Annotated in this window: 12 protein-coding genes and 1 pseudogene; 6 read left to right on the plus strand and 7 right to left on the minus strand. The window is 48.2% G+C overall.

From position 1 onward, the window contains the following. Positions 1-239: 239 nt before the first annotated feature. The 4 genes from ABD028_RS14795 to istA form a co-directional block, all read right to left on the minus strand. Entirely contained in the window at positions 240-920 is a 681-nt protein-coding gene (locus tag ABD028_RS14795) for a hypothetical protein (RefSeq protein ID WP_343845923.1), read from the minus strand. Continuing rightward, positions 889-1,278, minus strand: coding sequence for a hypothetical protein (locus tag ABD028_RS14800; protein ID WP_343845924.1), 390 nt, complete (start codon positions 1,276-1,278; stop codon positions 889-891). Before ABD028_RS14800 ends, ABD028_RS14795 begins: the two co-directional genes overlap by 32 nt. Positions 1,279-1,289: 11 nt before the next feature. Beyond that, positions 1,290-1,577: a hypothetical protein gene (locus tag ABD028_RS14805; RefSeq protein ID WP_343845926.1), complete on the minus strand. Its 288-nt coding sequence runs from the start codon at positions 1,575-1,577 to the stop codon at positions 1,290-1,292. Between the two features lie 185 nt (positions 1,578-1,762). After that, positions 1,763-3,298, minus strand: a complete 1,536-nt coding sequence (gene istA / locus ABD028_RS14810) for an IS21 family transposase (protein WP_343845928.1) — start codon at positions 3,296-3,298, stop codon at positions 1,763-1,765. Positions 3,299-3,625: 327 nt separating this feature from the next. On the opposite strand from istA, the gene ABD028_RS23300 reads away from it, so the two are divergent. From ABD028_RS23300 to ABD028_RS14825, 4 genes are all read left to right on the plus strand, one after another. Next, positions 3,626-3,757, plus strand: a complete 132-nt coding sequence (locus ABD028_RS23300; RefSeq protein WP_425542118.1) for a hypothetical protein — start codon at positions 3,626-3,628, stop codon at positions 3,755-3,757. Next, positions 3,739-4,098 (plus strand): hypothetical protein, encoded by a 360-nt coding sequence (locus tag ABD028_RS14815; RefSeq protein WP_343845930.1) that lies wholly within the window; start codon positions 3,739-3,741, stop codon positions 4,096-4,098. Before ABD028_RS23300 ends, ABD028_RS14815 begins: the two co-directional genes overlap by 19 nt. 328 nt (positions 4,099-4,426) lie before the next feature. Beyond that, a complete protein-coding gene (locus ABD028_RS14820; RefSeq protein WP_343845931.1) occupies positions 4,427-4,735 on the plus strand; it encodes a helix-turn-helix transcriptional regulator in 309 nt (102 codons plus the stop codon). Beyond that, positions 4,732-5,958: a type II toxin-antitoxin system HipA family toxin gene (locus ABD028_RS14825; protein WP_343845932.1), complete on the plus strand. Its 1,227-nt coding sequence runs from the start codon at positions 4,732-4,734 to the stop codon at positions 5,956-5,958. Before ABD028_RS14820 ends, ABD028_RS14825 begins: the two co-directional genes overlap by 4 nt. 174 nt (positions 5,959-6,132) lie before the next feature. Here the strand turns inward: ABD028_RS14825 and ABD028_RS14830 are convergent, their stop codons facing one another. Both ABD028_RS14830 and ABD028_RS14835 read right to left on the minus strand, forming a co-directional pair. Further along, positions 6,133-6,777, minus strand: a complete 645-nt coding sequence (locus tag ABD028_RS14830; RefSeq protein ID WP_343845934.1) for a dual specificity protein phosphatase family protein — start codon at positions 6,775-6,777, stop codon at positions 6,133-6,135. Positions 6,778-7,049: 272 nt separating this feature from the next. Then, complete coding sequence (locus ABD028_RS14835) at positions 7,050-8,177, minus strand: GGDEF domain-containing protein (RefSeq protein ID WP_343845936.1); 1,128 nt, start codon at positions 8,175-8,177, stop codon at positions 7,050-7,052. A gap of 466 nt (positions 8,178-8,643) precedes the next feature. Here ABD028_RS14835 and ABD028_RS14840 point away from each other — a divergent pair. Next, a pseudogene (locus tag ABD028_RS14840) lies at positions 8,644-8,976 on the plus strand (helix-turn-helix transcriptional regulator); the annotation flags it as partial. Between the two features lie 221 nt (positions 8,977-9,197). Then, positions 9,198-9,983, plus strand: a complete 786-nt coding sequence (locus tag ABD028_RS14845) for an alpha/beta fold hydrolase (protein WP_343845938.1) — start codon at positions 9,198-9,200, stop codon at positions 9,981-9,983. 179 nt (positions 9,984-10,162) lie between these two features. On the opposite strand, the gene ABD028_RS14850 is transcribed toward ABD028_RS14845, so the two are convergent. Next, entirely contained in the window at positions 10,163-13,876 is a 3,714-nt protein-coding gene (locus tag ABD028_RS14850; protein WP_343845939.1) for a TonB-dependent receptor, read from the minus strand. Positions 13,877-14,198: the final 322 nt, after the last annotated feature.

Here is a 14,198-nt window from a genome sequence, read left to right on the forward strand (position 1 = left end):
ATGCGGGGCTGCCACCAGTGAAAGCAGAACAACCTAAACTGGTGTCTGGAAATACTTGACCACTACAGGCCTGGATCTGGGCTTCAAGCCCTATCTGTTGTGCAGCCGTTTGTGGCAGGCCGAAAACGCCAAAAAGTAGTCCAGCAAAATATGTCATTAATTTCATTGTATTGATGTTCTTATGCTTGCTATTGCCAGAGTATTGTCAGTTGTTTAAGCAAGTCATTGCAGACAGCAGCCTAAATCTGATAATTGCTCTTCACCTCACACACTTGACGGCAATCGACTGATAAATTCAACGTTAGACGGTCAGGGGGCAGCCGACGGCCTATCCTGAGCGGTATATCGCGGTTTGTCCAGCGAACAGCCGTGGTTGACAGGCAAGAGCAAAGCAACAATGGCTGTATTTGCTGGTCACTAATTACAGCCAGATCAAGGGAACAGAGGTTTTCATCTCTGACCCAAGCGGTGCGGGTGAGTGAGCTTTTTAGTAGGGTCATAGAAGGGCAGGGGTTATAGCCTTGCTGTTTGGCCTGATTGTCCCACAAATTATTTAGATAGCTTCTGCTAATTAGTAACCCCATCAAGCAAATTAGTAAGGCATAGCCGCAATAGCTGGTCAGCTTATCTGGTTTCTTGGGATCGTGTTTATTAGTTAGGCGCAAATAGACCTGATTGGCAAAGGCAATCGACAATACCAGTAAGCCCAGTCCCGCTGCGGGTAATGCGCTACCCAGATAATTCAGTACTATCAGTGGCTGGTCGCTGTGGATGTTGTTGTTTTGCTCAAGCCTAAATTCCTGAAACAAATAGATGGAAGATAAGGCTGTGATCAACAAGGCCAACGACATAAAGGCGGACAAAAAGATGACCTTTTTGTGGACGGTGTTATTCCTTCCTATGGCGAATCTCGTTTGCATAGAGATAAATGCAGCGGCAAATAAGTGCAACGATGACGATTGTACCGCCGAGGAGAAAGGCTCTTTCATCGCTGGAAATGCTCGTGTCTGTGTAAAGCCCGTAGCACTCCGTTACAAGAATCACTAAAGACAGCCCTATGACTGCATACCAAAAGCGGTAATTTAGGAAGTACCTGCGCCATGCATAACCGAAACTGGCGAGAACATAGAGGCAGGCCAGGGCGAGCAAAATCAGCCACTCCAGAAAATGACCAATGCCAACGCTCTGATCCCATCCCTGAATTACTGAGCCTATTGCGGCGAGCAGGTATGCAAGTGTAATAACAAAGAACATTTTCCAACCAATACGATGTGTCATAGCCATACCTGCTAATGCCAGTGCCCATATGGTATGGCATTTGGGTCTTCTGGAAGCTTTTTCCAGCCATCCGGGTCAAGAACATAGAACTTTTCGAAGTTTTGCCTTTGGGCACCGACTGTTGGCAGCCCTGCAAGAATATTCATTAAACCTATGGCTTCGGCTGAACTTCTTCCTTTTGCGGAAATTACAAATTTAAGGGACGGTAGTAGGTTTAAGTAAATCTTATTTGCCCGGGCTTTATCAGAAAAGACCGAATAAACGAAGCTTAAGGGCTGGCTTAAAATACTGGCAGGCATATCAGACTCCATCCAATTTACTGTTCCATACATTGATAAGCTTAAGAGCAATTTTCGCTATTTCAAGTCCCTTTATGATAGTAAGGCGCCAATCCAGATAAGTTGCTGCGTATTTCGGTGATTCCGATCAGCGATTCCGGAGTTATCCGATCACCTGTTAGCCGTTCTTTTTCATAACTGTTTTTTTACGCTAAGTGATCGGATTGGTCTAGTTTTCTCATCGACTCTCCTGTTAATTCAATTCGGTGACTGTTGTGTAATAACCGGTCTAATAGCGCGTCAGCGATGGTTGGGCTCGGAATGAGCTTGTACCACTCACTGGTCGGTATCTGGCTGGCAATGATGGTGCTGGATTGCTGGTAGCGTATTTCCATGACATCCAGCAAGTCGTTAGCCTGGCGTGCCGTTAATGCCTCCATACCCCAGTCGTCCAGAATGAGCAGTTTGCGCTTAGCCAGGGTGCTCAGTTGCTGGCGGTATGAGCCGTCGGCGTGGCCGATATGCAGCTCGTCCAGTAGCTCACCGAGCCGGTAGTAACGTACGCTGTGATGCTGATCACAAGCTTGTGTGGCCAGCGCACAGGCAAGATAGGTTTTACCGCAGCCGGTTGCTCCACCCTGGTAGTACACGCAGATGATGTGTGCGGTGGCTTCTACCGTAACCGTATGGCTCACCAGACTATGCGGGACGGAGTACGCATGTTTTGCGTACAGCACATGATAGTCAGGCCCGACACGGGCTTGTTTGCTGTCGATATACTCGTAGGGATAGGCCGGTAAGGGCATCAGTGCTGGCTTATCAAACCGGGTATAGAGTTCATAACGAGAGCCAGGATGCACCCGTTGCTGACGGTGATTAAGAGCATGTAACAGTTCACGGATCCGCTGATTTAAACTGCTGAGCGTGTAAAAGTGTTCATGGCGTAAACGCATGAGGATCCAGCGCTCAACAATCAAGACCGCGTTTTCAGCCTTGGATTTATCCTTGGGTTTATATGGCCTCGCGGGCATGACGGCGGCGCCATAATGACGTGCCATGCGCGCATAGTTCTCATTGATAACAGGCATGTAACGATGGGTCTTGGTTACCGCTGAACGCAGATTATCAGGCACCAGCAAACGCGGAATACCGCCAAAGAACTGGAAGGCACGGGTATGCGCCATAATCCAGTCTTCAAGCTGCTGAGAGCGCCCGGCTTCAACATAGGTGTAATTTGAGGCCCCCAAGGTGGCAACGAAGATCTGCGCACAATAGCGAACTTCGCCGGTATCAGGGTTGAGAATGGGCACTGATGGGCCGCAGTAATCAATAAATAGCTTGTCACCGGCAATATGAAGCTGCCGCATGCTACGTTTCAGGTTTTTTACCCAAGCCTGATAATGCTCACAATACTGCGTGTAGCCATAAGCTGTGGCGGTATCTTTATCACGATATTCCTGCCATAACAGCAGCTTGGTCATGCCTTTACGTTTTAGCTCCTGATGCATCAAAACATAATCAGGCTGGCGTTTGTGCCTGGACGTGTTTTTGCCTTTATAGACCACTTTTTCCAGCTCAGTATCACTGGTGTCATCGGGCAGCGGCCAGCTTAAACCGCTGGTGGCAAAGCGCGACAGAATTTCGCTGACAGTGGCCGGGCCAACAGCACAGCACTTACTGATGTCTCTTAAGCTGAGCCCAGCATCAAAACGAAGCCTCAGAATGTCTTTAATCTTGCTCATGTCTGTTCTCTTTCTAGCCATGGTCAGCTTGTTCCTAATTGCATTAAAGTTAGGAAGAGCTTACCAATTGATTTGGTTAGAAAAAGAACGGCATTTCGGCATTCCGATCAGCGATTCCGGCAAACCGAACAGCGATTTCGGAAAATGGCTAAAAGTGATCGGATAAAACCGAAACAGGTGATCGGATTAAACCGAAATGGGTGTTCGGATTGGACCGAAATGAGTGTTCGGATTCATCCGAAACATGCAGTTGCAATTACGGGGCAGGCTGAAGAGTGAACAGATGTTAGCTATCAAGCAACTTCTGACTTCAAAGACCATACAGGAATACTCCTTTTTGATGTTGAACAATGGACAGACGCTACAGGTCATGCCACCGTTTGGTCTGGTACATATTGTTCAGACAAGTGTTATTTCCCACTATCGAAGAGAGCACAAATATGGGTGTTAAAGGACTAATCTCAGGAAGTGTATTGCTGCTATGTACAGGCTGTTCCATTCAAGGTGGTAAAGTTGAACCGGAATACGAATTTACACTGTTCAAGCATTATGCGCTCACTTCCTGTATTGCTCAGGGATATAGTTCCGGCGATGTTTATACAGATTCTGTGGCGGCCCTGAATGGTTACAGAGAACGATCCAGCTTACCATTGGAGGCATTTCAACAGCTAAACCTGTCTATTCAACGTTGGCTGCAAAAGCCCTATAGAGATAGCTCTGGTGAAAAAACAGAAATTGCCGCTTGTGCAGATTTTGTTGAATCCAATGAACTGAAAGAGCTGTTCAAACGCTATAAATAGTTCAGTAATGGCGCATCGGCCACAAGTGATCTGTCCCAACACTTTTGGACACCTTTAAAGTGAGTAAAATCGCTTAACGAGGTGAATAATGTCGGATCAAAGGGTCATAGATCTTGAACCCATAGCTAAAACTTCGTTCTGAATACTGGAAGTCTCGAGCTTGCAGTCAGCACTGAGTTAATACTTCGCTTTTGCTGCAAATAAGCTGATTTTTGGTCTGGCTGCAACTTATACGTCCACAGCAGACTGACTGAATGTTAAGCATGATCCATTTGTTTAGTGACGCTATAATGTCAGTAGCTGTGAATTAATTTGGTTAAATGACATAATGGTGTCACTTATTTCGCCATCAAAAGCCCAAAAGAAGCTTGCGGAGAATGCCAGGGCGAAGCGTCTGCAAATGGCGCTCACCCAGGAGGGGCTGGCGAATCGTTCTGGTGTGCCTGTTCGAACGTTGCGTAAGTTCGAACAGGAAGGGGCTATCTCGCTGGCCTCATTTCTCAAACTTTATATGGTGCTCGGGGGCCTGGATGACATCATTGCCGCCAGCGCACCTAAACAAACGGCGTTTGCATCGATTGATGAAGTGCTGAGTGCGCCCAGCACGCCAAAGCGTAAGCGCGGGACGCGCAAATGAACACAATACCGTCAGTGAATGAAATTAAGGTTGGCCTGGATTTTGGCACTAAGCGTATTGCTGTAGGTCGCCTGGCGGTGCGCGAAGGTAAAATTTATTTCGAATATGCCCGCAGTTTTCTCGAACATAACCTGGAAATTTCGCCGTTCAGACTGCCTTTGCAACCGGGCTTGCAGAGTTTTGATAACCGCTTATTCGAAGGCTTGCCAGGTGCCTTTAATGACAGTTTACCCGATGGCTGGGGCCGATTGTTATTCGACCGTTTTGCGCGTACTCAGGGCATTTTGCCTGCCAGTATCACGCCGCTCGACAGACTGGCCCATATTGGCTCGAATGGGCTGGGTGCGCTTATTTATAAACCTGACTTTAGCCTGGGCCAACAAAACCACAGTATCAGCTTAGATAAATTGGCCTCACAAGCGCAGGATATTCTCAATGGCCAAAGCAGTGATGTCTTGCAGGAACTGATTGCGTTAAATGGTTCCTCTGCTGGTGCGCGCCCCAAAGCCCTCGTGGGGGTTAACGCGCAGCGCGAAGGTATTATTTATGGTGCGAACACACTACCTGCAGACCATACGCCATGGATAGTGAAATTCCCAAATACTCAAGATGGCATTGATGCCGGTGCCATTGAATATGTTTACGCCCTTCTCGCTAAGGATGCAGGCATAGATATGCCGGATGTTCATCTTTTTCCTGCGCAAAATGGCCCGGGATACTTTGCGATTAAGCGTTTTGATTGTGTTGGCTCACAGCGTTTTCATATGCATACCGCATGTGGATTACTGCACTCAGATTTTAGAACGCCAGCTTTGGACTACGAAGACCTCTTAACCTTGACGGGCATGCTGACCCGTGATGTGCGTGAGGTCGAAAAAATGTTCCGGCTAGCCGTATTCAACGTGCTGACCCATAACCGGGATGACCATGCCAAAAACTTTAGTTTTTTGATGGCGGAAGATGGACAGTGGACATTGTCCCCTGCCTACGACTTAACCTTTTCCTCTGGTTCTGGCGGCGAACAAAGCACCACGGTGATGGGAGAAGGCAGAGCGCCTGGCGTTGAGCATTTACTTAAGCTCGCCAAAGTGGCCAATATCAAAAAGCCAAGGGCTGAAGACATCATACAAAGCGTTCAATCCAGCCTGACAGGCTGGCCTACACTGGCAAAACAATATGGCGTAAGCCGTGCGAATATTGCGCTAATCAGCAAAAAACTTTAGCCGCTGCCACAAGTGATGCAGATGCCTTTTTGGAAAAACCTGTGTCTGCAAATCATCCAGCCGTATTCCAGCACTCATTGTTGATCCTATCGTTGTTGATAGTATTCGTTATGAGCAGGTAGTGGCTAAGCCGACTTTCAGATACCAGGCAAAGCCGCTGCCAAAAGCTAAAAGCTAAAAGCCGGATGGGTAACCCTGATAGACTGCGGCATTTGCCATTAAACCCCGGTATTCGGCCTGGCCAATGCCATGCGATGCAGGGGAGTGAGTGGCAACAGGTGAAGCCGAACGGTTTTCACTGATAACATGGTGAATTTTGTGATTCTGCTTATCCGGGCCTGACACGGCATGCGAAGCCCGGTATGTTCCCTTATTAGATGTGTCACTTATGGCCTTTTGCCACTGAGTTTCATTCAGCCAGGTCCAGTAACTCTTGTTGTTAACCTGCCTGCTTAGGCTGAAATTGATGTCGGTTCTGTCAGTCTGGCCTTCTTCCACCAGTTTACCTGCCTCTGCCAGGCTTAAACCGCCGTAGCGAACCAGATAAACAATCAGCGCAAATGAGGTTCTGCTGTTGCCGTTATGACAATGCACCGTCGCCACTTTGCTCTTGCTCAGCTCTTCATGCAGAATGTCTGCCGCGGCGATAAAACAAGGAATGCATTTTTGCGCGGTATCGTCCATACCATGCGGCATTGGCCGCATATCAATTCTGTTGTTTATTTGAGTTCTGCCATGATGGCTGCCAAAGGCAATACATCTGCCATCATCATGCTTTAACTCGCCGCCTCTGTCTTTGATCGTGATTGTCCAGCCCATATTGCCTTCCTTGTCGGATGATATGTATCTGTGCGTGGTGTTATTTAGTAAAGTTGAGTTTGTGGGGTTTCGCACAGATTCTTGAGTTTATTTTGCTTTTAGCTCGACCAATGCAAGTTAATCGTGGCGGGGCTATAAATCAGGAGCGCCAGAGGTGCAATCAGATTGCTCACCTGCCTGATGTTAAAGGCGACGGTGTTATCTTTGATATTGCGGCTTGGGCCGATTTTCAGGCGACGATGGTATGTATAGTTTACTGCTGGCTTAGTGGGCTAATACTCTGATATTACGACCTGGTTGCGGCCGCGCACCTTCGCATCATACAGCGCCTTATCTGCCCGTTCGATAAAGGCAGTGGGACTTTCGTCGCCTTGCTGAGCTACCCCAAAGCTGGCGGTTAGCTGAATATCCTGTATCCATTGATGATGGCTGATAATATTGCGCAATGCCTGGGCCAGATCGTAGGCATCTTTTAGTGAGGTATTGGGGCAGACCAATAAAAACTCCTCACCTCCCCAGCGGGCCAGAAAGTCAGTAAAACGACAATTATTGCTGATTAATTTAGCAAACGCCTTGAGCACTTCGTCACCCACTGTGTGACCATAACGATCATTGACGGATTTGAAGTAATCGATATCAATAAACATGACGGAGAGCACTTCAAGTTCTTTGGTAAATATTGTTTTTATCCCGGCCCTGTTCAGCGCCCCGGTCAAAGGATCCCGCTCTGCCTGGTCTTTTAATTCTTTAGTCTTCACATTCAGCAGTTGGTTTAGCTGTCGCAGTTCTTCTGCTTTGCTTTTCGTTTCAATAAGTTGTTTGCGAGACCAGCTGAGATTAAAAAACAGGAAGCCAACGGCTGAACAGGCCCACAGAGAAATCAGGAAGAGTAACACCTGATTATTGGTGAAATACTTGCCAGTAAACTTTATATGCTCCAGTTCAATAACATACTGACCAGGTTGAATGTTGTTGCCGGTTGACAGCTCTAACATCATTACATTGGTAAACTCAGGCACGGCGTACTTGATGGGGAGTTTCTGCTCTGCTATCCACCAGGATGCGACTTGTAAGCTTTTTAGCGGAATTTCATTGGCTTGTGGGGAGCGCTGTGGCCAGAACTCAATGCCTACGTATTTCCATGTGCCCTGGTCGTCGAATTGCCCATACAGAGGGTTAAAATTGCGCAGTTGGAAGCGTAAGCTGTTGTGCTCTTGATTGATATAGCGCGCTTTGACATAAACTGATGTGAAAGAAGAAAGGTCAATTCCCTGACCGGTCGGCTGTTCTTGCTCATTGAAGAAATTGATTGAGATCTCGCAAAAAGGCCAGTTGTAATCAGAGGCGACAATGTGGCATGTCAGCAGCCACTTCCCGTCTTCTTCTGTCAATGTTGCCACCGAACTTCCGTTAAGGCTTTGGTCCGATATTGCCTGTACATTTTCGACGTTGTCAGGGTGAAGCAATAGTGTTCTTTCCAATAAAAAAAACTGCAAAGATATTGCGATAAACGTCACTATCAGCAGGGTTATTAATGTAATGCTATAGAGCTTTCTGTGCTCCATGAAATCCTCAGTTTTTCAACAATTCCATATTTGTGTTGCTCAATCTTGCAGTGCTTGTCATCCCTGATTTGTAATCAAACAGAACCCTCCCTTAAACACAGGAGAATCATTAGGTTAGAGTACAACTATAGGAGAGCTGTTAGTCCAGGCAATGTTTTAACGCAGAATTTTGCGCAGAAATATTGCTGACAGGCACTTCTCTGAGCTGGCCTAAAGATTGTGGCGACAGCGGTTTGGCCGTGAGATTCGGTTAAGCAACCGGTGACAGGATGATAAAAGGTCAGCGCCGTTTTTTGGGGTATTACGAGATGCTATTCGTCAGCGCCGGGTAGTAGAAATAGGCTATACCAGCCTTGCCGGTAAGGTGTCTAAGAGACTGGCGCGTCCGCTGGGATTAACGGTGTTTGATTCCGCTTGGCTGCTGACCATCTGGTGTGAGAGCGCACAAGATTTCAGACATTTGCGAGTGGATCGTATTCATCATGTGCTTGTCACTGAAAAAAGATTCAGAGATGAACGTGGACGGCGTTTCGCCGACTGTCTGGCACAGGAAGAGCAGAATCTTCGCCAGTTCTGCGGGGATGACAGTGGTAAGCTATCCGTCAATGACCAGCCAATGGAGTCGGTTCAATGATACTTCAATGCTTTTCGGATTTAGGCTTAACAAGCCTTAAAGCCCGGCCCTTAAAATGTGAGCACTTATGGCACGTACCCCGGTTCTGCTGCCTGCAACTGAGGCATTTTCTTTGCTCCTAATGATTCGACCAGGCAAAGCGAACCTACAAATTCCCCACAGATTCACAATACCAATATTGTAGAGTGGCCAGGCAGGTAGCCAAGCAGCAAGGAAAATATATGGGATATCGTTTGCTCAGCATACTAATAGGTTGCGTACTGGTTGTCAGTTGCGTATCTCCTGTAGATAAACTCATTGGCCCGCAAACTGACATACGCGGCGTTGGCACACCTATTGTGATTCTGGAAGCGGGCGCTGGTGATGGGGCATCTGCCTGGGAGCCGCTGCGCTCAAAACTAGCAGAGCATTCACAGGTATTTAGTTACGACCGCTCAAGGAATACGGATGCTTCAATGCACCGCAGTGGAAAGCAGGTAGCCGTTGCATTACAAGCCAGATTGCAGGAACAGGGCCTGAAACCACCCTATGTGCTGGTTGGTCATTCAATTGGCGGCCCATTTGTTCTGAGCTTTGCGATGCTTTATCCCGACCAGGTCGCCGGTATCGTGCTGGTGGATGGACGACCGCCAGGCTTTCGCAAGGCATGCGAAGAAATGGGGGGCAATATGTGTGAAATGCCCACTTGGGCAAAGACGCTGGCCGATGGCTGGGTGGTTGCCGAAGTGAATGGCATGGAACAGACCTATGCAGATTTAGGCGATTTGTCAGCGGTGCCCAATGTGCCAGTGGTGGTGATGTCAGCCACCAAAGGGCCACTTTTTGCTAACGATGGTTTCCGTGACGCCTGGCAGAAACAACAGCGAGAACAAGCTGAGGCCTTTTTGCAGGGTAAGCTGATGTTAATTCCTGATACCGGGCACTACATTCATCATGAACAGACGGCATTGGTTGAAACTGTGGTACTGGACCTTATTGCAAACTGGCGGCGGGCAAACAATCAATAGCCACTGTTGCCAGGATAAAATGTCTTAACGGCTGGCTTTGAAGAAATGAACGGATTACTGGCGGCGTCTATCATCCGCTTTATCAAAGGGCTGTGTTGTTTTTACTTTGTCGCATGAAGTGTGCTTTTTCGCCTTAAACAAGCTTACTGGCTGGGCCAGTAAGCTTGCAGGCGGTGAGGTTAGAAAGTCCAGTTAAGGCCCAGGTAGAAACGGCGGCCGTTGGTCCATTCGTTTACCACAATTTTGCTTAAGTGGTTTTCGTAATAGGGTTTCAGGTCTGCCACCGGAATACCGCTAGCTTCAGACAGCATCTCAAAAGCGGCATCACCGGTAATGGACGATTCAATAATTTGGTTGCCGTCGTCATCGGTGGCAATCACGCGATTGCCGGTGGCAGCGCCATTGTCATCCACTTCGTCAATCCACTTCATCTTATTGATAACCGGCTCATTTACAATCTGCGTAGTATCCAGATAGTGCACGACATTTTCATTGGTTAAGTTGATTGCCGCAAAGCTGGCTATCAGGTTATCCATGATTTTATAAGTGGCTTTAAAGTCTAACTGCGAGCGGGCATCGGTGTAGCGGATACCTTCGTTAAAGCTCCTGTTTGCAAACTCGCTGCGGTAGTTGTAGGAAAGACGGGCCGAGAAATCATCGTCTTCATAATATATTGACGCATTTATGGTGTCTTTCGACTGGCCAAACATAGGCTCTGTCTGGGTGGTAGTTTTAGCGCTAAAGCCGGTTACTTCAAAATATTCGCGTTGTGACGGGTCGCTTTGATGGGTTTCAATATCCGTCATATCGGCGATTTCATAGGCAAACTCAGAGGTGGAGAACGCCTGGTCCGGTACATCGGTATAGGTATAGTTAATCAGGCCACCAAAACCGTTCCCCAGGTCATGCTGCAACTGCACCTCAACCCCTTTTACTTTTTGCTCACCGGTATTGAAGTAGGAGTTGACCACATAGTCACCAAAAATCGGGTAGCCGTTGTTATCCGTTCTGCCTTCTTCACCCAGATAGTCCAGATTTTGAACCTTGGAAGTGGAGCGAACCATATCTTTAATATCTTTCTGGAAGGCGGTAACAGCAAAAATTGAAGACTCGGCAAAGTACCATTCCAGGCCGACTTCGCTATTTACTGAGGTGTAAGAGCCCAGGTTGGGGTTACCTACCGAACCCCGGCGCTGTGCATCCATGGCAAGACGTTCGGCATTGCCTTCTGGTGTCAGATCTTGCTGGCGGCCATCGGTGTAAAGTCGGTAGCGTTCCGTTACCAAATAGAAGTTACTTCTTAGTTGTTCCAGGCTGGGGTGGGAAATATTCTTGGACGCCGCTGCGCGTAAAATCAGGTCATCGGTTAAATTATACGAGACGTTGAAACTGGGCAGATAATCTTTGGTGCTGCTGGTTTGCACCAATGGCACATACTGGTTAAAACCAGCCAGCTCGGCGATGTAATCTGGATCGCTGGGATCGGTCGGATAAGACAACAACTGACCATTTTCGTCTTTGGCCACTTCTTTGCCAATGGACTCTCGCTCAGTATCCACTACCCGCACGCCCAGATTGCCACGGAATTTTTCACCGCTGAAGTTGACCATGGCATAGTAAGCCAGTAGCTCTTCGGTAACATCGTAATAGTCGCCGGCAGATTCTGTCATACCAGAACGACAACCATAGTAGTTGTTAGAACCCGATGCAGCGATGGCGTCTTCACAGGCGCCTCTGTTTGGAGCTAGCTCAGAATGCAGCAGCAGGAAATGATCATTGAGCAGGGCATTACGCTTACCCTGGTTAATATCAAAGTATTCGTCCGGTACATCATGACCTGCGGTGTCCAGACCAGACACCGTGCCACCTACCAGCTCCTCGGCGAGGATTAACGGGAATTTACTGGTTTCATTGGCATAACCATGGAATGTGGCATTTTCGGTGTAGTAGTTTTCGGTACGCTGAATATTACGGTACTTGGCACCGAATTTTACGCTGTCGATATAAAAATCGTTTTCCAGCTCCCAGGTAACATCGCCCTGGAAAAAGTCTTCGGTGTTTTCACGATAACGCGCCGTATTGCGTAAACCGCCCGTCAGCAGGTAAAACTCGTTAGTCGGTGCCAGCAAGAAGTTTTCGGCGCGTTGTTGTGCCGCCGCCAATGCTTCACCACTTAACGACGGATCAGCATGCAGGCCCCAGTAAACTTTACCTGTGTCTGGATTGTAGCCATACCCCAGGTTCACCCCTTCATAGGTGGGGATCTTCAGGGCGGCTTTGTCACCGGAGTAGGGCGTCTCGTAATCGCCATAGCGGGTGGCAAGGGTAGTCATGCGATCCATTACGGTACTGTCGGCCGTTGTCCGTCCTGCCTGAAGTTTGACGATAAAGGCATCTTTGGCATAATCCATGGTCAGGTGGATACGGTCTTGCTCTGTTTCTGTGCCGCTGCGATCGTTGGAATCTCTGCGCACCATTTCACCCCAGCGGGTGTCGCCGGCATAATAGTTGTCGCCATCCCACACCATACCGGCACCACGCACCAGGTTAACACCATCGACTGGGTAGGTGGCTGACAACACAATGTCGCTGACCGGATCCATCACCAAACGCGGATCCACACCCGCCACACCATTGCTGTATAACAATTGGCTCATGCGGAAGGTTTGCGCATATAGGTTGTCGCTCTTGTTGTCGCGATCCGAGCTGTTGCGGTTCAGTTCAAGATTGAAGCTAAGTGAGTCAGACGGTGCCCATTGCAAATTCACTGTGGTATCTAAGCGACTTTCATCGGTAGAAAATGCCGGAGAATAAAGCATGTTACCTATATTTCGTGGTGCCGTTTGCCCCAGCCCCCCGTTTCTTCGATCACCCAAGAACAAACCCCAGGTAGGATCGATATAAGTAGGGTCCATCACCTCGTCAAGCTGCCCCCAGTTATTGGTTTGGTTATTCCATACCCCTGAACTGTTTGGGTCGTTGGTCAGCGAATAAGCACCATTGCCTGCCACGGCCTCGAGATCGCCATAGGTATAGCCGTTTAACGCCATATGTCTGGTAATAATCAGGTTATGCCCATTCATATGTCTTAACTTAATGTCGCTACTGGCGCAGTCTTCGGTAGGACAGGCGATGGGGTTGGTTTGCTGGAAGCCGGTACCGGAACCAATACCGTCGGACTCAAATCCCGAGCGAAAGGCATTACGCTGTTGCAGGCTGACCGCAATGGATGCGCCAAATTTTTGGTCATCAGACACGAAGTTGTAAGCGGTGGAAATCTGTGGTGAAGATTTTTCCGAGGAGTCATTGTATTCCCCCTCAATGTTCAAATAGCCGTAACCATCTTCCTGCTCTAATGGCTTTTTGGTATGCAGAATAACCGTGCCGCCGATACCGCCGGCATCTAAGTCGGCGCGCGCCGATTTATGCACTTCTATCTTTGCCACTCGCTCTGCTGGAATGTTAGAAAAATCAAAGGCATTGCTCTCATCCTGGCCGGGCCGGTATGAGGCCGATTTGGCGGCTTGGCCATTAACCAGGGTGTTGGTGAGTTCGGGGGAGGTACCGCGAATTGAAATCTTAGCGCCTTCACCAAACTCACGTTCAATCTGCACGCCAGGTATGCGCTGCAAGGCTTCTGCCATGTTTTTATCAGGGTTCTTGGCAATATCTTCGGTATTAACCGAATCAACAACAGAGTTTGAAAAACGCTTGTTGTTCAGGTTCTCGCGAAGCGAGGAGCGAATGCCGGTAACTTGAATGACTTCAACGCCCTCTTTTTCGTTGTCAGTAGCAGTGTTTTGCGCTTCCTGAGCAGCAACGGACAAACTGCTGCCTATTAACAGCGCTGTACTTACGGCAATGGCGGTTTTGGATAATGGAATAGCCTTCATACCTTTCCCTTTCGATTTGTTGTGGTCAGTCTTTTGTGTCTGGTTACGGCAAACTGTGCTGGCTTAAAATTGCTAAATGCACCTCTGAGCAGCATTGTTACAACAGCTGTCACAGCTTCTCCGGTCGCTCCGCACTTGCCTGTTACTTTGCGCTTTATAGCCACTGATCGCGCCATGTTAGTTACCGGCGCGCTGAATCAGTGAGCGAGACTAAGAGCAAGTGTTAGGAATAAAATATCACAGCGTTAATGGTTTGTGAAAAATAATTTATTTTTTGTGCGTAACTAAATCCCATCAGTGACTTTGATGGTGTTGCGACCTA

This window comes from Bowmanella denitrificans (assembly GCF_039522935.1).
In the GTDB taxonomy this organism is placed as follows: Bacteria; Pseudomonadota; Gammaproteobacteria; order Enterobacterales; family Alteromonadaceae; genus Bowmanella; species Bowmanella denitrificans.

Bases quoted from the DNA above. Each gene is read 5' to 3' on its own strand.
- ABD028_RS14845 (WP_343845938.1), top strand. From the start codon at position 9,198: ATGGGATATCGTTTGCTCAGCATACTAATAGGTTGCGTACTGGTTGTC.
- ABD028_RS14805 (WP_343845926.1), bottom strand. From the start codon at position 1,577: ATGCCTGCCAGTATTTTAAGCCAGCCCTTAAGCTTCGTTTATTCGGTC.
- istA (WP_343845928.1), bottom strand. From the start codon at position 3,298: ATGAGCAAGATTAAAGACATTCTGAGGCTTCGTTTTGATGCTGGGCTC.
- ABD028_RS14795 (WP_343845923.1), bottom strand. From the start codon at position 920: ATGCAAACGAGATTCGCCATAGGAAGGAATAACACCGTCCACAAAAAG.
- ABD028_RS14850 (WP_343845939.1), bottom strand. From the start codon at position 13,876: ATGAAGGCTATTCCATTATCCAAAACCGCCATTGCCGTAAGTACAGCG.
- ABD028_RS14825 (WP_343845932.1), top strand. From the start codon at position 4,732: ATGAACACAATACCGTCAGTGAATGAAATTAAGGTTGGCCTGGATTTT.
- ABD028_RS14815 (WP_343845930.1), top strand. From the start codon at position 3,739: ATGGGTGTTAAAGGACTAATCTCAGGAAGTGTATTGCTGCTATGTACA.
- ABD028_RS14820 (WP_343845931.1), top strand. From the start codon at position 4,427: ATGGTGTCACTTATTTCGCCATCAAAAGCCCAAAAGAAGCTTGCGGAG.
- ABD028_RS14830 (WP_343845934.1), bottom strand. From the start codon at position 6,777: ATGGGCTGGACAATCACGATCAAAGACAGAGGCGGCGAGTTAAAGCAT.
- ABD028_RS14800 (WP_343845924.1), bottom strand. From the start codon at position 1,278: ATGACACATCGTATTGGTTGGAAAATGTTCTTTGTTATTACACTTGCA.